We start from the raw sequence: 18,881 nt of genomic DNA on the forward strand, positions 1-18,881 counted from the left end.
AAAGGACCAAAAAGGCGGCAGCGATGCCGCCTTTTTTGTATTCAGTATTACCTTAGAACGGTGATAATATCTTTAATCTTCTTTACATTAGGGAAGGCAAAACCCGTTTTGTCTTTATATACTGAAAGTAAGCGGAAATGACATCGTCAAAACAGGGGGCAAGGGATGTTGCTAAAGCGTAATTATGGTCGTCGATTGTCAGCATTAAGTTTGTGCCTGGCCTTCGCATTTGCTCCACTGTTCAACGCTCAGGCTGATGAGCCTGAAGTGGTTCCCGGAGATAGCGTCGCCGCGATGAGCGAAGGCGCACAGCCGCTGGTCCAGTCCAGTGCCGTCGAAATGATGACCGGTGCGCGGGCTTTCCCGGAGAACCATTCTCCGCAGGCGGGACGTACCGAGATTGAGTCACTGCTTCCGGCAGGTTACTCGCCCGTCTATCTCAATGCGCTGGCATCGCTGTATGCCGCGCGAGAAATGAAACCGATGTGGGAAAACCGCGAGGCGGTAAAGGCGTTCCAGCAGCAGCTGGCGGAAGTGGCCATCGCCGGTTTTCAGCCACAGTTTACCACCTGGGTGCAGTTATTGACCGATCCTGCTGTCACCGGGATGGCGCGTGATGTCGTGTTATCCGATGCCATGATGGGCTATCTGCACTTTGTCAGCGGTATTCCGGTCAAGGGCAACCGCTGGCTCTACAGTAGCAAACCTTACGCGCTGGCAACGCCGCCGCTGTCGGTCATCAATCAGTGGCAGATGGCGCTGGACGACGGTTCTCTGCCGCAGTTTATCGCCACGCTTGCCCCGCAGCATTCCCAATATGAGGCGATGCATCAGGCGTTGCTTGCGCTGACGGAAGATCGTCGTCCGTGGCCGCAACTGACCGGTAAAGCCTCGCTGCGCCCAGGACAGTGGAGTAACGATATTCCGGCGCTGCGAGAAATCCTTGAGCGTAACGGTATGCTGGATGGCGGTCCTGATATTGCGCTTCCCGGCGATGTCGCCGTCAGCCCTTCAGCGGCTTCGACAGACACTAACGCGAAGGCGAAAAAGCCAGCTCAGGCAGTGCGCGCGGCGTACGATAAAACGCTGGTGGACGCGGTGAAGCGCTTCCAGGCGTGGCAGGGGCTGGGCGCTGACGGCATTATTGGCGGTGCGACGCGTGACTGGCTGAATGTGTCACCTGCGCAACGTGCGGGCGTATTAGCGCTTAATATTCAGCGTTTGCGACTGCTGCCGGGCAAACTCTCTACCGGCATCATGGTGAATATTCCCGCCTACTCGCTTGTGTATTATCAGAATGGCGATCCAGTGCTGGATTCGCGAGTCATCGTCGGTCGTCCCGATCGCAAGACGCCGATGATGAGCAGTGCGTTAAATAACGTCGTGGTTAACCCGCCGTGGAACGTGCCGCCTACGCTGGCGCGTAAGGACATTCTGCCGAAGGTCTGGAACGATCCGGGGTATCTGGAGCGTCATGGTTATACGGTCAAGCGCGGCTGGAACAGCAACGAGACAATCGATCCGTGGAATGTAGACTGGGCGACCATTACGCCGTCTAATTTACCGTTCCGTTTTCAGCAGGCACCGGGGGCGCATAACTCGCTTGGTCGTTATAAATTTAATATGCCAAGTTCAGATGCTATTTATCTGCACGATACGCCGAACCATAACCTGTTCCAGCGCGACGCGCGTGCGCTGAGCTCCGGCTGCGTTCGCGTTAACAAAGCCGCGGAACTGGCGAATATGCTATTAACCGATGCAGGCTGGAATGACGCCCGCATTTCGGGCGCGTTAAAACAGGGCGATACCCGCTACGTTAATATTCCGCAAACTATTCCGGTCAATCTCTATTATTTAACGGCGTTTATTGGTGCGGATGGCAAAGCGCAGTATCGAACAGATATTTACAATTATGATCTCACCGCGCGATCTGGCGCACAAATTATGGAAAAAGCTGAACAATTAATCAGGTAAATGAAGCAGTTCAGAAAAACTAAGTACCGAAAGTATCAGTAAAAAAACGGGCCTGCATCGCTGCATGGCCCGTTTTTGCTGGGTTTGGTAGCCTTGACGCCAGTGATAATGCCCGGTAAGGTGCTTTCGTGCGCCAGAAGTGCATAAATTATCAACACTAATACTTTTACTGTAGACCTGATTATCATGGACAAATTTGACGCTAATCGCCGCAAACTGCTGGCGTTAGGTGGCGTTGCGCTGGGCGCAGCCGCCATCTTACCGACGCCTGCATTTGCCACCCTCTCGACCCCACGGCCGCGTATTTTGACGTTAAACAACCTGCATACGGGTGAGTCAATTAAGGCGGAGTTTTTCGATGGCAGAGGCTATATTCAGGATGAATTAGCAAAACTTAACCATTTTTTCCGCGACTATCGCGCGAATAAAATAAAGTCCATCGATCCGAAGTTGTTCGATCAGCTTTACCGTTTACAGGGACTGTTGGGCACGCGCAAACCGGTGCAGCTTATCTCCGGCTACCGTTCGTTGAATACTAACGACGACCTGCGCAGGCACAGTAGCGGGGTGGCAAAAAACAGCTACCACACCAAAGGCCAGGCAATGGATTTCCATATCGAAGGCCTTTCATTAAGCAATGTTCGCAAAGCAGCGTTATCTATGCGCTCAGGTGGTGTAGGATATTACCCGAGCAGCAACTTTGTGCATATTGATACCGGGCCGGTGCGCCACTGGTAATCAAACGCTTAATGAAACAGGAGCAGCATGAACTATCGTATTATTCCGGTAACCGCCTTCTCGCAGAACTGTTCACTGATCTGGTGTGAGCAGACAACACAGGCGGCGCTGGTCGATCCCGGCGGCGATGCCGAACGCATTAAACAGGAAGTGGCCGCGTCCGGCGTGACGCTAACGCAGATCTTGCTTACTCATGGACATCTCGATCACGTTGGAGCCGCTGCGGAGTTAGCAGAATTCTACAGCGTACCGATTGTGGGACCGGAAAAAGAGGATGAGTTCTGGCTTCAGGGGTTACCCGCACAGAGCCGGATGTTTGGACTGGAGGATTGTCAGCCGCTGACGCCGGATCGCTGGCTGAATGAGGGCGACAAGGTGAGCGTTGGTAACGTGAATCTTGAGGTGCTGCATTGTCCCGGACATACGCCAGGGCACATCGTGTTTTTCGATCCGCTTTCCCGTTTGCTGGTCTCAGGTGACGTAATTTTTAAAGGTGGAGTAGGGCGCAGTGATTTCCCGCGCGGCGATCATGGGCAACTTATTGATGCCATTAAGCGCAAATTGCTGCCGTTGGGTGATGACGTCACCTTTATCCCCGGCCACGGCCCGATGTCGACGCTCGGCCATGAAAGGCTGCATAATCCTTTCCTGCAGGATGAAATGCCGGTCTGGTAACGCTGTACTGCTATAAAAAATGCCGCATTCCGATGCGGCATTTTTAATGGTCGCAGGCTTATAACACCGCGACAATCGCTTCGCACAGCGGAGCCATGTTATCCGGCGTCATCCCGGCAACGTTGACGCGTCCGGATGCCACCGCATACACACCAAACTCTTCACGCAGACGCAGTACCTGAGCTTTGGTCAGACCGCTGAATGAAAACATGCCGTTCTGTCTGGTAATAAAGCTGAAGTCACGGTTGGCACCTTTTTCCTGAAGCGTATTCACAAACAGCAAACGCATACGCTGGATGCGCTGGCGCATGTCGGTCAGCTCCTGCTCCCAGATGGCGCGGAGCGCGTCATTACTGAGGATTGTCGCAACTACCGCAGCACCGTGTGCCGGTGGGTTGGAGTAGTTAGCGCGAATGGTCGATTTCATCTGGCTGAACGCGCGATCGGCGGTTGCCGCATCACCCGCCACCAGCGTACAGGCCCCGACACGCTCGTTGTACAGGCCGAAGTTTTTGGAGAATGAACTGGCGACAATCAGCTCCTGATGCAGCGCCGCAAACGCGCGCAGACCTTCGGCATCCTCTTCCAGCCCGCGGGCAAAGCCCTGATAGGCGAAATCAAACAACGGCAACCAGCCTTTTTCTACCGACAGCTGTGCCAGCTGCTGCCACTGTTCCAGCGTCGGGTCGATACCGGTCGGGTTATGGCAGCAACCGTGGAAAAGCACGACGTCGCCCGCTTGTGCCTCGTTCAGACTTGCCAGCAGGCCGTCAAAATCGAGAGCATGGTTAGCTGCGTCATAGTAGTTGTATTCACGAACTTCCAGCCCCGCCGCGTTAAATACGCCCTTATGGTTCGGCCAGCTCGGATTGCTGACCCAGATACGTTTAACGTCGGTATTTTTGGCGATAAAATCAGCCGCCACGCGCAGTGCGCCCGTGCCGCCTGGAGTCTGAGCGGTGCGCGCACGCGTGTCGCTGACAATGGCACTGCCTTTACCGAATAATAATTCCTGCGTGCAACGGCCAAATTCCGGGATACCGTCAATACCCAGATAGTTTTTCGTATTTTCGTTTTCCAGCAGATATTGTTCTGCTTTCTTCACGCTGGTCAGTACCGGCGTCTTGCCGGTTTCATCTTTATAAACGCCGATACCGAGGTTGATTTTTGTCGGGCGGTCATCGGCACGAAACAGATCGGCAAGGCCCAGAATAGGGTCGGCAGGGGCTGCGGTAATGTTCTCAAACATGGCGAAGTTCCATTGTGATTACAGAAGGGAGATCCGCTATCAGGTTAACGGTAGATGGCGCAAATGCCAACCGTTTGCGACAAAAAGCGCGGGTCTTTTTACAAGAGAAAATTTTTCGCTGACGGACATAAAAAAACAGGACCGAAGTCCTGTTTTTCAAGTATCTGACAGAATAGTTTCTGATTAGAACTGGTAAACGATACCCACTGCAACAGTGTCATCAGAACCAATGCCCAGCTCGTTGTCGCTGTCGATCTGGTTGATGATGTAGTCTACGTAGGTAGACATGTTTTTGTTGAAGTAGTAGGTCGCGCCCACTTCGAAGTAGTTCACTACGTCAACGTCACCGATGCCTTCAACATCTTTCGCTTTAGATTTGGTGTAGCCCAGGGACGGACGCAGACCGAAATCGAACTGATACTGTGCAACCAGCAGCACGTCTTCAGTTTTGTTCGCGTAACCGCCAGGGATACGGCTTGCGTTACGGGTTTCGCTGTAAGTACCGGCCAGGTAGATGTTGTTCGCATCATACTTAACAGAGGTCGCCCACTGCTCAGCAGTCGCGCCGTCACCCAGTGCCAGAGCTTCCTGGTCATTGGTACGGTCAGCGGCACCGTAAGCACCCACCACGCCGAAGCCGTCAACTTCGTAGCTCAGAGAGCCAGCCCAGCCGTCGCCGTTAGAACGGTTAACGGTAGAACGTTCGTTTTTGCCCAGGTACTGTGCAGCAAAGTTCAGGCCGTCAACCAGACCGAAGAAGTTGGAGTTACGGTAAGTAGCCAGACCACCGGTACGGCCAGCGAAGAACTGGTCGGAACCTGCGGTGTCGCCGCCGAACTCAGGCAGCATATCGGTGTAACCCAGCGCGTCGTATACCAGGCCGTAGTTACGACCGTAGTCGAAAGAACCCGCGTCGCCGAATTTCAGACCCGCGAATGCCAGACGGGTTTTGTTACCGTCCTGAGCGTCAGAACCTTCGGAGTTGTTGCCGTTGAACTGATATTCCCACTGGCCGTAACCGGTCAGTTGGTCATTAATCTGAGTTTCCCCTTTGAAACCAAGACGGGCATAGGTCTGATCGCCGTTACCACCGTAGCTGTTATCGCCATTGTCTTTAGAGAAGTAGTGCAGACCTACTGCTTTACCGTAGATATCAACTTTGTTGCCATCTTTGTTGTAAACTTCAGCAGCGTTAGCCGCACCCGCTACCAGCAGGGCAGGGATAACCACTGCCAGGATATTGCGCTTCATCATTATTTATTACCCTCATTGGTTTTTTTTTGAACACCTGCCACTGCCGCCAATAAATTCTGTCAATATAAATTTACGGAACCATTGATGAGAGTTTGGTGTCTTTCTGTGTCTGAGAGGCATCTTTCCATTCATAACAACGTTTCGCTAGCCTGAAAGTGCTACAAATGTCTAAAATGAGTAACAAAAAGAAATAATGTGTAAATAAATATTAATTTTAAGGAGCTTTGTGAGACACCTCTAAATTCCGGAGCGATCGCTTATTAAAACAGCGTCTTATACTCTATATATATGAAATGCTTATATTTAATTTAGATAAAAGCCTTTCTTATCGTCGGACCAATCCAATCACGTTTTTTCTTCTGATGTTATTTAGCCATCCAGATAGCCGATATGAACGGTCAAATTATGCTATGTGATAAGAAATAACTTAGGCGCAATAAGAATGTGGGATTATTTTTGTACATTTTTGTAACATCGAAACGGAGTGTTACAGTCCTGGCTGGAAAGGGGGTTGAAAGAGGGATTTGCTGAAGATTATTGACAAAACGGGCAGAGAAACAAAAAAAGCCAGCCGAAGCTGGCTTTTGGGAACATCAGAATGTGGCGTTGCGCGGGGTACGCGGGAACGGGATCACATCGCGGACGTTTTGTACGCCAGTGACATACGCAATCAGGCGTTCAAAGCCAAGACCGAAACCGGAGTGCGGTACGGTGCCATAGCGACGCAGATCGCGATACCACCAGTAATCCTCTTTGTTGAGGCCCATTTCAGCCATGCGCGCGTCCAGCACATCTAGACGCTCTTCACGCTGCGAACCACCGATAATCTCACCGATACCCGGCGCGAGAACATCCATGGCAGCCACGGTTTTCCCGTCATCGTTAAGGCGCATATAGAACGCCTTAATGTCTTTCGGATAGTTTTTGACAACTACCGGCGCTTTGAAGTGCTGCTCGGCGAGATAACGCTCGTGCTCGGAGGAGAGGTCTACACCCCAGTAAACCGGGTTCTCAAACGTCTGGCCGCAGTTTTCGAGAATGGTTACCGCGTCGGTATAATCTACCTGCGCGAAATCGGCGGAAATAAAGCGTTCCAGACGTTCGATGGCGTCTTTATCCACGCGTTCTGCGAAGAATTTCAGGTCATCCATACGCTCGTCAAGCACCGCTTTAAAGACGTATTTCAGCATGGCTTCCGCCAGGCGGGCGTTATCTTCAAGATCGGCAAAGGCGATTTCCGGCTCCAGCATCCAGAACTCTGCCAGATGGCGGCTGGTGTTGGAGTTTTCGGCGCGGAAGGTTGGCCCGAAGGTATACACTTTTGACAGCGCGCAGGCATACGTTTCGGCGTTAAGCTGCCCGGACACGGTCAGGAAGGCTTCTTTACCGAAGAAATCCTGGTCGAAGTCGATTTTGCCCTGATCGTTGCGCGGCAGGTTTTCCAGATCCAGCGTGGAGACGCGGAACATTTCGCCGGCACCTTCGGTATCGGAAGCGGTGATAAGCGGCGTCGACACCCAGAAAAAGCCCTGTTCGTGGAAGAAACGGTGCAGCGCCTGTGCCAGGGTATGACGTACGCGGGCGACCGCGCCAATCAGGTTGGTGCGCGGACGCATATGCGCCACTTCACGCAGGTACTCGATGCTGTGGCGTTTAGCTGCCATCGGGTAGGTATCCGGATCGTCCACCCAGCCCGCAACGTCTACTGAGGTCGCCTGAAGTTCAAAGGCCTGGCCCTGTCCCGGAGAGGCGGTAACCACGCCGGTGACGATAACTGAACAACCCGTCGTCAGGTGCAGCACATCATCATTGTAATTGGGCAGAGAATTATTTATGACGGCCTGGACAGGATCAAAGCAGGAACCGTCATAAACGGCGAGGAAGGAGATGCCAGCTTTTGAATCTCGACGGGTACGTACCCATCCGCGCACGGTGACTTCACTGTCAACGGCAACGCGGCCCTGGAGTACGTCGGCTACAGGCACAACGCTCATAAATAGTCTCTCTGTTATCTGTTAATAGTCCAATGAACATATAAATATCCACCCCTGGCGGGGGGATACCTATGTTACCTGTCATCCGCTATCAGACAAGCAGAATTCGCAGCGTGAAGGGAATAAATCGGAAAATAACAATGACAAAGGGAGCCGTTACGGCTCCCTTTTCAGACCAGACGTGACTCAGACTGATACTAGCTGGCTTTTTTCACTTTAGGCAGGTCGAACGCCTTACGCAGCGCGCGCACAAACGCTTTATCGTGGCAAATAGTTTTACCCGGACTGTCGGACAGTTTGGCAACCGGCTTGCCGTTACATTCTACCAGTTTAATGACAATATTCAGCGGTTTCACCTGGGGAATATCACAGGTCAGACGGGTGCCGATGCCAAAGCCCAGATTGACGCGATCGGCAAAGTGCCGGTACAGGTCAAAGGCTTTATTGAGATCGAGATTATCGGAGAACACCAGCGTCTTGCTTAACGGGTCGATACCCAGCTTTTGATAATGCGCAATGGCCTTTTCACCCCATTCAACCGGATCGCCGGAATCGTGGCGCAGCCCCTGATAGCGGGTGGCAAACTCGGGGCCAAAGTCGCGCAGGAAGGCGTCCATGGTAATACAGTCGGTGAGCGCAATACCCAGCTGATCCGGATATTCCGTTAACCAGGCGGCAAGCGCGGCACGCTGGCTGGTGGCAAGGTCCGGGCTGATTTGCTGATGCGCCTGGAACCATTCATGCGCCTGAGTCCCCATCGGCGTAAGCGACAGACGACGAGCGAGATCGTAATTGCTGGTGCCGACGAACCACGGTTCCTGCTGTAAACGGTGGACGATGGCCTGCTGCACGTCGCGGGAAAAGCGGCGGCGGGTGCCGAAATCCATCAGCCGGAACGCAGACATGTCTGTCTCTGCGGTCAGCGTGGAAAACGTCGCAAGCTTTTGCTCCAGCGCGTCCAGCGCCAGTTGCGTGGTCGCCTCGGGTGAGCGGTAGCGATGAACCAGTTCACTCACCACCGCCAGCAGGGGCACTTCCCACATAATCACTTCCCGCCACGGCCCGGCAAGACGAATGCTCAACTTGCCATCTTCATTACTGACCGTCACCTGTGATGAGTCGTAACGGAAATCGCGAAGCCAGTCGAGGTAGTCTTTTTTAAAGAAGGGCAGGCCGGACAGCCACTGATATTCGTCATCCTGCAAGCGGAGGGATTGCATCGCCTCGACCTGTTCACGAATAGCATCGGCATAAATACCCAGCAGATCGTCTCCACGACAGCGGAACTCAGCCGCAACCTGTACGTCGTAGTAGTGGTGGAAAACCGCCTGCTGCATGTGCAGCTTGTAGGCGTCGGTATCAAGCAGCGAATACAGTATAGGAGAAGCGAATTGTCTCATGGTGCGCTGTAGCGTCCTCTTACAGGAGCGTTTCCATCTCAAACCGGGTAGATAAAAGACGCAGGAGTATACCCTGATTATCTGTTTATTAAACCCCGATCACAACACAAGCTGCCAGTTGGATCGAGAGCATTTCGTGCCACATGTTACCTGAATGTAGAAAAAATTACTTAACCCTTAGAAAATTAAGCCTTTTAAGCACTAACTCGTTTCTGGCAAGTTTCAACGGGTAAAAAATTTCTCTATGGCTTTTGTTTAGTATAGCGAACCATTTGCCGGGGGAACATCAGGCGGTCTTATCCTGATCGTCAACGCCGTAATACAGTTTTCCCAGTTTAATGAGGCCGCGCCCCTGCGCTTTGCGGTGCAGATTGCTATCACGCAGGGAATAAATACAGCCGCAATACTCCTGCTGATAAAACTGCTCGCGCTTGCTGATTTCGATCATTCGCGCAGAGCCTCCCTGTTTGCGCCAGTTATAATCCCAGTAAGTCAACTCATAAGCAGCGGCGGCGCGATGACCGCAGTCGTTAATCTGCTGCATGTTTTTCCAGCGGGAAATACCCAGTGAACTGCTGATAACCTTAAATCCATTTTCCGCCGCGTATAAGGCGGTACGCTCAAAACGCATATCAAAGCACATGGTGCAGCGCACGCCGCGCTCTGGCTCCCACTCCATGCCCTTTGCCCGCTCAAACCAGTTGTCGGTATCATAATCCGCATCAACAAAAGGCACGCCGTGTTTCTCGGCAAAACGGATATTCTCCTCCTTGCGCAGCAGGTATTCCTTTTGCGGATGGATATTCGGGTTATAGAAGAAAATGGTGTAGTCAATACCAGACGCCTGTATGGCTTCCATCACTTCGCCTGAGCAAGGGGCACAGCAGGAGTGCAACAGCAGTCGGGTTTCATTATCAGGTAGCGTCAATTGTGGGCGGGTGAATTCTTGCATTTTTTTGGCCTTTAGCCCGATCATCATTACGCTAGACCATAACAAAAATTGAACAGTATTTTAACCTTTAGGGCGATAATCTGGATTTCTGGCGCTGACCTGACATAGAGTGTCAGGCATTCAACTTGTCAAAACGACTATAACTGGACCCGTTGATGCATGAGCGTAAGAAATGGTGCAATTTGCGCCCTCAACGGCGAAAGATGTTTATTCTGCATAGCGCGATCCAGGCAACAGGAATAGACTGGAATCGATACCTAACTGAAGATGCTAAAGGTTTTTTATGACACAACAGCCACAAGCCAAATACCGCCACGACTACCGTGCGCCTGACTACCTGATTAGTGATATTGACTTGACCTTTGACCTGGATGCCACAAAAACCGTGGTAACGGCGGTAAGCCAGGTCTCTCGCCAGGGAGCGTCTGAGGTTCCACTGAAGCTGGACGGCGAAGAGTTGACGCTGGTGTCCCTGCATGTCAATGACCAGCCGTGGACTGAGTATCAGCAGGAAGAGCGGCATCTGGTGATTTCCGGACTACCGGAGCAGTTTACGCTGCGCATTGTTAATGAAATCAGCCCGTCAGCGAATACCGCTCTTGAAGGGCTTTATCAGTCGGGTGATGCACTCTGTACCCAGTGCGAGGCTGAAGGCTTCCGTCACATTACCTGGTATCTTGATCGTCCGGACGTGCTGGCGCGGTTTACGACTAAATTAATTGCTGACAAGACCAAATACCCGTTCCTGCTCTCTAATGGCAATCGTATCGACCAGGGCGAGCTGGAAAATGACCGCCACTGGGTGCAGTGGCAGGATCCGTTCCCGAAACCGTGCTATCTGTTTGCGCTGGTGGCCGGTGATTTCGATGTGCTGCGCGATACCTTTACTACCCGTTCAGGCCGTGAGGTCGCGTTGGAGCTGTTTGTCGATCGTGGCAATCTCGACCGTGCGCCGTGGGCGATGACCTCGCTGAAAAATTCGATGAAATGGGATGAAACGCGTTTCGCTCTCGAATACGACCTCGATATCTATATGATCGTGGCGGTGGATTTCTTCAACATGGGCGCGATGGAGAACAAAGGGCTGAACGTCTTTAACTCCAAATATGTGCTGGCCCGTACCGATACCGCGACCGACAAAGACTATCTTGATATTGAGCGCGTGATTGGCCACGAATATTTCCATAACTGGACCGGCAACCGCGTAACCTGCCGCGACTGGTTCCAGCTCAGCCTGAAAGAGGGGCTGACCGTCTTCCGCGATCAGGAGTTCAGTTCCGATCTCGGCTCGCGCGCCGTCAACCGCATTAATAACGTACGTACCATGCGCGGCCTGCAATTCGCTGAAGACGCCAGCCCGATGGCGCACCCGATCCGCCCGGATCAGGTTATCGAAATGAACAACTTCTATACCCTGACGGTGTATGAGAAAGGGGCGGAAGTGATCCGTATGCTGCATACGCTGCTGGGCGAAGAAAACTTCCAGAAAGGCATGCAGCTCTATTTTGAACGCCACGACGGTAGTGCAGCGACCTGCGATGACTTTGTGCAGGCGATGGAAGATGCCTCAAACGTCGATCTCTCCCATTTCCGCCGCTGGTACAGCCAGTCGGGTACGCCGGTCGTGACCGTGCGCGACGATTTCGATGCTGAGAACAGCCAGTACACCCTGACAATCAGTCAGCAGACGCCGCCGACCGCCGAGCAGCCGGAGAAAGCGCCGCTGCATATCCCGTTTGATATCGAACTGTATGACAGCGAAGGGCAGGTTATTGCGCTGCAAAAAGGCGGGCATCCGGTGCATCATGTGCTGAATGTGACCGAAGCTGAACAGAGCTTTATCTTTGATAATATCACGACGCCGCCGATACCCTCATTGCTGCGTGAATTCTCCGCGCCGGTGAAACTTGAGTATAAATGGAGCGATCAGCAGCTTACTTTCCTGATGCGTCATGCGCGTAACGATTTCTCCCGCTGGGATGCGGCACAAAGCCTGCTGGCTATCTGGATCAAACTGAACGTGGCTCGCTATCAGCAGGGGCAACCGCTCTCCTTACCGATCCACGTCGCCGATGCCTTCCGCGGCATCCTGCTGGATGAGCATATCGATCCGGCGCTGGCCGCGGAGATCCTGACTCTGCCGTCGGCAACGGAAATTGCTGAGCTGTTCGAGATCATCGATCCGATTGCCATCGTTGCGGTGCGCGAAGCGCTGACCCGTACGCTGGCGACCGAGCTGGCGGATGAATTCCTTGCGGTCTACAACGCCAACAAACTTGATGCTTATCGCGTGGATCACGCCGATATTGGTAAGCGCACGCTGCGCAATGCCTGCCTGCGCTACCTGGCGTTTGGCGACGAGACGCTGGCGGTGAAACTGGTCAGCCAACAATATCATCATGCCGATAACATGACCGATGCGCTGGCGGCGCTCTCTGCTGCCGTGGCGGCGCAACTGCCGTGCCGCGATGCGCTGATGCAGGAATACGATGATAAATGGCATCAGGATGGTCTGGTGATGGACAAATGGTTTGTGCTGCAATCCACCAGCCCGGCTGAAAACGTGCTTGAGACGGTGCGTGGTCTGCTGAATCACCGTTCGTTCACCCTCAGCAACCCGAACCGCATCCGCTCGCTGATCGGCGCATTCGCCAGCAGCAACCCGGCGGCGTTCCATGCGGAAGATGGCAGCGGCTATGCGTTTATGGTTGAAATGCTGACCGAGCTGAACAGCCGTAACCCGCAGGTGGCGTCACGGCTGATCGAACCGCTGATCCGTCTGAAACGCTATGACGAAAAACGTCAGGCGTTGATGCGTTCTGCGCTTGAGCAGTTGAAAGGTCTGCCGAACCTCTCCGGTGATTTGTACGAGAAAATCGTCAAAGCGCTGGCCTGAGTATTACCTGACCAGCGTAACCCGGCGTATCTGCCGGGTTACGCTGGTGACGCGTTGTAAGTTATTTGATCGGATACGGCGTTGATGCCGCGATCCGGTTTTATTTAACCGTGCCTGAGTGCTTTTTTCTCCGTTTCTCCACGCTGCATCACGCGATTCAGAACTTCCTCTTCCAGCTCGACTAACCTGACCGACGCCAGCTGCCGCGGGCGCGGAATATCGACCGTCAAATCCAGACCGATTTTTCCATCTTCAATCAGTAAAACGCGATCGGCCATCGCCACCGCCTCGCTGACGTCATGGGTCACCAGCAGGACCGTAAATCCATGTTCCTGCCAGAGCGAGACGATCAGGTCCTGCATTTCCAGCCGGGTCAATGCATCCAGCGCACCGAGAGGTTCATCCAGCAGCAGTAACCCCGGACGATGAATTAACGCCCGGGCCAGCGCCACACGCTGTTTCTGTCCGCCAGATAACGCGGCGGGCCACTCAGCCGCGCGATTTTCCAGGCCGACGGCCGCCAGCGCCTGACGAGCCGCGCTGCGCCAGTCGCCTTTCAGACCCAGCCCGACATTATCAATCACCGATTTCCACGGCAAAAGGCGTGCTTCCTGAAACATAATACGCGTATCGTCCTGAATGTCCGCCAGCGGCGTCGTTCCGGCCAGTAACTCGCCTCCGGTGGGCGCTTCCAGTCCGGCCAGCAGGCGGAGCAGTGTGCTTTTACCGCCGCCGCTGCGCCCGACCACCGCAACAAATTGCCCCGCCGGAATGTGCAAATCCAGTTCATTGAGTACGGTATTCGCGGCGTAACGCTTAGTCACCGCATTAAGCAGCAGCGGCGTTCCCTGATTCAATCGCGCAGTATTCATACGCTTGCCTCCTTCACATGATAAGCGGGATTCCAGCGCAGCCAGATGCGCTCGAGTAATTGCGCGCTGACGTCGGCAAACTTACCCAACAGGGCGTAGAGAATAATCGCGACCACCACGACATCCGTTTGCAAAAATTCACGTGCATTCATCGCCAGATAACCGATACCCGAATTAGCGGAAATCGTCTCCGCAACGATCAGCGTTAACCACATCAACCCGAGTGCGAAACGTACGCCGACCATGATTGAGGGCAGGGCACCGGGCAGGATCACATGCGCAAATAACGAAAAACCGGACAGGCCATAGCTGCGCGCCATTTCGACCAGGCCGCGATCGATATTGCGGATACCGTGCCAGGTATTGATATAGACAGGAAAAAGTGTGCCAAGGGCGACGAGAAAAATCTTCGCGGTTTCATCTATACCGAACCACAGGATCACCAGCGGGATCAGCGCCAGATGCGGTACGTTGCGTAGCATTTGAATGGAGGTATCCAGCAGCCGCTCCCCCCAGCGCGAGAGACCGCTGATCAATCCCAGCGTCAGACCTATTGAGCCGCCGATGGAAAAGCCAATCAGCGCGCGCCATGAACTGATCGCCAGATGCTGCCAGAGCTCGCCGCTGGCAGAGAGCGTCCAGAAGGCCTCCACCACCCCTTCTGGCGAAGGAAAAATACGACCTGAAAGCCAGCCCATTGAGGACGCCAGCTGCCAGACCGCCACGATACCCACTGGCAGAAACCAGGGAGCAGCGCGCAATAACCACTTATTTGTCGGCGTCGCCATGATCGTCACCCTCAGCTTTGCGCCGCTTTACGCGGAATATAGTCGTTGGCCACGGCCTCACCCTGCTGATGCAGGCGCTGCGGCTGAGGGATTTCCGGGATAGCGACATCAAGATGCGGGAACAATAATTCGCCCACCTTATACGCCTCCTCCAGATGCGGATAGCCGGAAAGAACAAAGCTGTCGATGCCGAGCGCCGCATATTCATTGATCCGCGCCGCCACCGTCGGGCCATCGCCCACCAGCGCAGTCCCGGCTCCGCCGCGCACCAGGCCGACGCCCGCCCACAAATTCGGGCTAATCTCCAGCCGATCGCGTTTACCGTTGTGCAGCGCGGCCATACGGTGCTGACCCACGGAATCGGTCCTGGCGAAGGCAGCCTGCGCTTTGGCAATGGTGTCATCATCCAGATGTTCGATTAGCCGATCCGCGGCCTGCCAGGCTTCCTTATTCGTCTCGCGTACGATCACATGCAGACGAATGCCGAAACGTATTTTGCGCCCGTGCGCCGCCGCTTTCGCCCGTACCTGGTCAATCTTTTCTTTTACCTGCTGCGGAGGCTCGCCCCAGGTGAGATAGAGATCGACCTGCTCGGCAGCCAAGTCCTGCGCCACGTCCGACGAACCGCCGAAGTAGAGGGGAGGATGGGGCTGTTGCACAGGCGGAAAGAACAATTTGGCACCACGCACATGAATATGCTTACCGGCAAAATCTACCGTTTCACCCTGTAACAGGCGACGCCATACCTGCGTAAACTCCGACGAAGCTTCATAGCGTTCGCTATGATCGAGGAATACCCCATCGCCCGCCAGCTCCTGAGGATCGCTTCCCGTCACCAGATTAAACAGTGCCCGTCCATTGGAGAGTCGGTCTAATGTCGCTGCCTGACGCGCGGCAACCGTAGGCGAAGTAACGCTGGGGCGCAGTGCGACGAGAAATTTCAGCCGCTGCGTCACCGGGATCATTGAGGCCGCCACCAGCCAGGCGTCTTCGCAGGAGCGCCCGGTCGGGATCAGCACACCGGTAAAACCCAGACGATCAACGGCTTGGGCGATCTGCTGTAGATAAGCCTGGTCCACCGGGCGCGAACCCTTTTCCGTTCCCAGATAATGACCATCACCGTGCGTGGGTAAAAACCAGAAGAGATTCAGGCTCATGATTTATCTCCTTTTAAAGCAGTTGGGTGCCAGATACGGGTGCGAATATCGACCTTTTTCGGTACTAATCGATTTTCAAAGAACAAATCGGCGGTCTGTTGTTGCAGTTCTGCAGTCGTGTCGCTTACAGGCCGGATAGTGGCGGGAGGTCGATGCTCGAGATAGCTTGCGATGACAGCCTCAGGGAGGCCAATGGTCTTAGCCAGTAGCGCGATGCTCTCCTGACGCTGGCTAACGGTTAGCGCATCCGCCTGGCTAAAGGTATCCAGCACGCCCTGAATAAACTCGCCATTTTTTTCGGCGTAAGGGCGGGAGGCGAGATAAAACGAACCGGTTTGTTTTAAATCGGTACCATCTTTCAGCACGCGCACGCCGCCCTGTAGCAGCGCCGCAGAGTAATAGGGATCCCAGATAACCCAGGCGTCTACATTGCCCTGCTGAAAAGCGGCCCGGGCGTCGGCAGGCGTCAGGTAGGTTGGCTGGATATCGGTGAACTTAAGCCCCGCCTGCTGTAAGGCGCGTAACAGTAAATTGTGCGAGCTGGAGCCTTTCTGAAACGCCACTTTATGACCTTTCAGTTCGGCAACGGTTTTGATCGGGCTATCCTGGGGAACGAGAATAACTTCTGCTTTCGGCTTCGCGGGCTCTGAGCCGACATACAGCAAATCAGCACCGGCCGCCTGAGCGAAGATTGGCGGAATATCCCCGGTACTACCTAAATCAATACTGCCGACATTCAGCGCCTCCAGCATTTGTGGCCCGGCCGGAAACTCGATCCAGGATATTTTGCTGTCAGGATAGCGTTTTTCCAGTAGTTGATGGCTTTTGGCCAGTACCATACTGACGCTACCCTTCTGATAACCAATGCGTAAAGACTCTGCGGCATGCTCTGCCGCCTGACTCCAGGCGGACAGTGTGAGCAGACCTCCCAGCGCCAGCCACTGAGCCCGGTGTTTAAAAAGATTAAACATGCGCGACTCCTTCTGGAAGCGTAAAGGAGGGAACATGAATATCGCGGCGATGCAGTGCCTGCCAGAAGGTATCCAGCGCATTATCGAGCCGACGTTGTAGCCCCGGCGTAAAGCGCGGTCGGTGCTCGTAATCGGTGATCTGGGTATCATCAGCGAAAACGCCATGTAAGATTTCCTGCGCCTTCAATGCGCTTAACACCGGCTTCAGCGCATAATCCACCGCCAGCATATGAGCAATCGTGCCGCCGGTTGCCAGAGGCAACACGACTTTCCCTTCCAGCGCCCGCTCGGGTAATAAATCCAGCAGCGTTTTCAGCGCACCAGAATAGGCCGCTTTATAGACTGGCGTGGCGACAATCAGGCCATCCGCACCCGCCAGCTGCTCGTTGAGTGCCAGTAACGCCGGGCTGTCAAAGCGGGCGTAGAGCAGATCCTCCGGGGCAAAGTTTTGCAAATGCCAGTGGCATACCTCCACATTAACGGCAGCGAGTTTCTCACGAACATACTCAAGCAGCGCGCTTGAACGTGACGGGAAGCGAGGGCTGCCCGCCAGGGTAATGATGCGCATATCCACTCCTTATAACCAAAAAATCACTTTTAGGTAAAATTGATAACATTTCAGTGGAGTGTGACAGAGGGGTTTTATTTGAATAAATGATTTATCCGGCGATGAATTTTCGAAAAAAGCATAACTCTCAACTTGAAAAGAAACCGTTTGCGTGTAAACGGCTGTTTTTTGCCGCAGGTCAATTCCTTTTCTCCTGAATATCACCCATAATACGCCCCCGGTTTGCACACCGGGAATCCAGGAGAGTTCATGTACTACCCCTTCGTTCGTAAAGCCCTTTTCCAGCTCGATCCAGAGCGCGCTCATGAATTTACCTTTCAGCAATTACGCCGCCTTTCAGGAACGCCACTGGAAGCGTTGGTGCGCCAGAGGGTGCCGCAAAAGCCAGTCACCTGCATGGGATTGACGTTTAAAAATCCCCTCGGCCTGGCCGCCGGACTGGATAAGAACGGCGAATGCATTGATGCGCTGGGCGCAATGGGTTTCGGTTCGGTTGAAATCGGCACGGTCACGCCGCTGCCTCAGCCTGGCAATGATAAACCGCGGATCTTTCGGCTGGTGGAGGCCGAAGGTCTGATCAACCGCATGGGCTTTAATAATCTTGGTGTTGATAATCTGGTTGAGAACGTCAAAAAAGCGCATTTTGATGGCGTGCTGGGGATTAATATTGGTAAAAATAAAGATACGCCAGTCGAGCATGGTAAAGATGACTATCTGATTTGTATGGAAAAAGTCTATGCCTGGGCCGGTTATATCGCGATTAATATTTCCTCGCCAAATACCCCCGGTCTGCGCACGCTGCAATACGGCGAGGCGCTGGATGATTTATTAAGCGCGATAAAAAATAAACAAAATGAACTCCAGGCGCGGCATCACAAATATGTTCCGATCGCGGTAAAGATCGCCCCGGATCTTTCTTCTGAGGAGCTGATTCAGGTCGCCGATAGTTTATTACGCCATAATATTGATGGCGTTATTGCGACCAATACGACATTAGATCGGTCTCTGGTTCAGGGGATGAAACATTGCGATGAAAGCGGCGGTTTAAGCGGCCGTCCATTACAGTTAAAAAGCACTGAAATTATCCGCATGCTGTCTGCGGAATTAAAAGGTCAATTGCCCATTATTGGCGTCGGCGGCATTGACTCAGTGATGGCTGCCCGTGAGAAGATGGCGGCGGGGGCTTCGCTGGTGCAAATCTACTCCGGATTTATTTTTAAAGGCCCCCCGTTGATTAAAGACATCATTTCTCACATCTAATCCTGAATTTTGTGACCTGCCAGGGCTTTATTTTCAGCCCTGGTTGTTTTATATTCCCCTCTTGTTGCTTATTTATACGTTCTGGTCTTTTATTATTGAGGCAACAAACGAAGCGGCAAAGGACGATGCCGAA

At 53.5% G+C, this 18,881-nt stretch carries 15 protein-coding genes; 5 read left to right on the plus strand and 10 right to left on the minus strand.

The window, feature by feature from the left end:
* The first annotated feature begins 165 nt into the window (after positions 1–165).
* The 3 genes from ldtD (at position 166) to INT84_RS03370 (ending at position 3,387) form a co-directional block, all read left to right on the plus strand.
* Positions 166–1,974: a L,D-transpeptidase gene (ldtD, locus tag INT84_RS03360; RefSeq protein WP_194205614.1), complete on the plus strand. Its 1,809-nt coding sequence runs from the start codon at positions 166–168 to the stop codon at positions 1,972–1,974.
* 186 nt (positions 1,975–2,160) lie between these two features.
* A complete protein-coding gene (locus INT84_RS03365) occupies positions 2,161–2,712 on the plus strand; it encodes a YcbK family protein (protein ID WP_176920656.1) in 552 nt (183 codons plus the stop codon).
* 27 nt (positions 2,713–2,739) lie between these two features.
* Positions 2,740–3,387 carry an MBL fold metallo-hydrolase gene (locus tag INT84_RS03370; RefSeq protein ID WP_194205615.1) on the plus strand — a complete coding sequence of 216 codons (648 nt, stop codon included), beginning with the start codon at positions 2,740–2,742 and terminating at the stop codon, positions 3,385–3,387.
* Positions 3,388–3,445: 58 nt separating this feature from the next.
* On the opposite strand, the gene INT84_RS03375 is transcribed toward INT84_RS03370, so the two are convergent.
* From INT84_RS03375 to INT84_RS03395, 5 genes are all read right to left on the minus strand, one after another.
* Complete coding sequence (locus INT84_RS03375) at positions 3,446–4,636, minus strand: amino acid aminotransferase (RefSeq protein WP_194205616.1); 1,191 nt, start codon at positions 4,634–4,636, stop codon at positions 3,446–3,448.
* 183 nt (positions 4,637–4,819) lie between these two features.
* Positions 4,820–5,890 (minus strand): porin OmpF, encoded by a 1,071-nt coding sequence (gene ompF / locus INT84_RS03380; RefSeq protein ID WP_194205617.1) that lies wholly within the window; start codon positions 5,888–5,890, stop codon positions 4,820–4,822.
* A gap of 593 nt (positions 5,891–6,483) precedes the next feature.
* Positions 6,484–7,884 (minus strand): asparagine--tRNA ligase, encoded by a 1,401-nt coding sequence (gene asnS / locus INT84_RS03385; RefSeq protein ID WP_194205618.1) that lies wholly within the window; start codon positions 7,882–7,884, stop codon positions 6,484–6,486.
* A 197-nt stretch (positions 7,885–8,081) separates the two neighbouring features.
* Complete coding sequence (gene pncB / locus INT84_RS03390) at positions 8,082–9,284, minus strand: nicotinate phosphoribosyltransferase (protein WP_176920661.1); 1,203 nt, start codon at positions 9,282–9,284, stop codon at positions 8,082–8,084.
* A gap of 286 nt (positions 9,285–9,570) precedes the next feature.
* Positions 9,571–10,236, minus strand: a complete 666-nt coding sequence (locus INT84_RS03395) for an epoxyqueuosine reductase QueH (RefSeq protein WP_194205619.1) — start codon at positions 10,234–10,236, stop codon at positions 9,571–9,573.
* Between the two features lie 283 nt (positions 10,237–10,519).
* Here INT84_RS03395 and pepN point away from each other — a divergent pair, with 283 nt between their 5' ends.
* Complete coding sequence (gene pepN, locus INT84_RS03400) at positions 10,520–13,132, plus strand: aminopeptidase N (RefSeq protein WP_194205620.1); 2,613 nt, start codon at positions 10,520–10,522, stop codon at positions 13,130–13,132.
* A gap of 104 nt (positions 13,133–13,236) precedes the next feature.
* On the opposite strand, the gene ssuB is transcribed toward pepN, so the two are convergent.
* The 5 genes from ssuB to ssuE are packed head-to-tail and all read right to left on the minus strand — an operon-like array spanning position 13,237 to position 17,488.
* On the minus strand, positions 13,237–14,004 hold the full coding sequence (gene ssuB / locus INT84_RS03405) for an aliphatic sulfonates ABC transporter ATP-binding protein (RefSeq protein ID WP_194205621.1): 768 nt from the start codon (positions 14,002–14,004) through the stop codon (positions 13,237–13,239).
* Positions 14,001–14,792 carry an aliphatic sulfonate ABC transporter permease SsuC gene (ssuC, locus tag INT84_RS03410; protein ID WP_194205622.1) on the minus strand — a complete coding sequence of 264 codons (792 nt, stop codon included), beginning with the start codon at positions 14,790–14,792 and terminating at the stop codon, positions 14,001–14,003. The genes ssuB and ssuC overlap by 4 nt, the downstream gene beginning before the upstream one ends.
* A gap of 11 nt (positions 14,793–14,803) precedes the next feature.
* The gene (gene ssuD / locus INT84_RS03415; RefSeq protein WP_194205623.1) at positions 14,804–15,949 is read right to left on the minus strand and encodes an FMNH2-dependent alkanesulfonate monooxygenase; all 1,146 of its coding nucleotides are present in this window, start codon (positions 15,947–15,949) and stop codon (positions 14,804–14,806) included.
* Positions 15,946–16,920, minus strand: coding sequence for a sulfonate ABC transporter substrate-binding protein (locus INT84_RS03420; RefSeq protein ID WP_194205624.1), 975 nt, complete (start codon positions 16,918–16,920; stop codon positions 15,946–15,948). The genes ssuD and INT84_RS03420 overlap by 4 nt, the downstream gene beginning before the upstream one ends.
* Positions 16,913–17,488 (minus strand): NADPH-dependent FMN reductase, encoded by a 576-nt coding sequence (gene ssuE, locus INT84_RS03425; RefSeq protein ID WP_194205625.1) that lies wholly within the window; start codon positions 17,486–17,488, stop codon positions 16,913–16,915. Before ssuE ends, INT84_RS03420 begins: the two co-directional genes overlap by 8 nt.
* Before the next feature lie 249 nt (positions 17,489–17,737).
* Between ssuE and pyrD the strand changes: the two genes are divergently transcribed.
* Positions 17,738–18,748 (plus strand): quinone-dependent dihydroorotate dehydrogenase, encoded by a 1,011-nt coding sequence (gene pyrD / locus INT84_RS03430; protein ID WP_194205626.1) that lies wholly within the window; start codon positions 17,738–17,740, stop codon positions 18,746–18,748.
* The last annotated feature ends 133 nt before the right edge of the window (positions 18,749–18,881 follow it).

The organism is Superficieibacter sp. 1612_C1 (genome assembly GCF_015234305.1).
Taxonomy (GTDB): Bacteria; Pseudomonadota; Gammaproteobacteria; order Enterobacterales; family Enterobacteriaceae; genus Superficieibacter.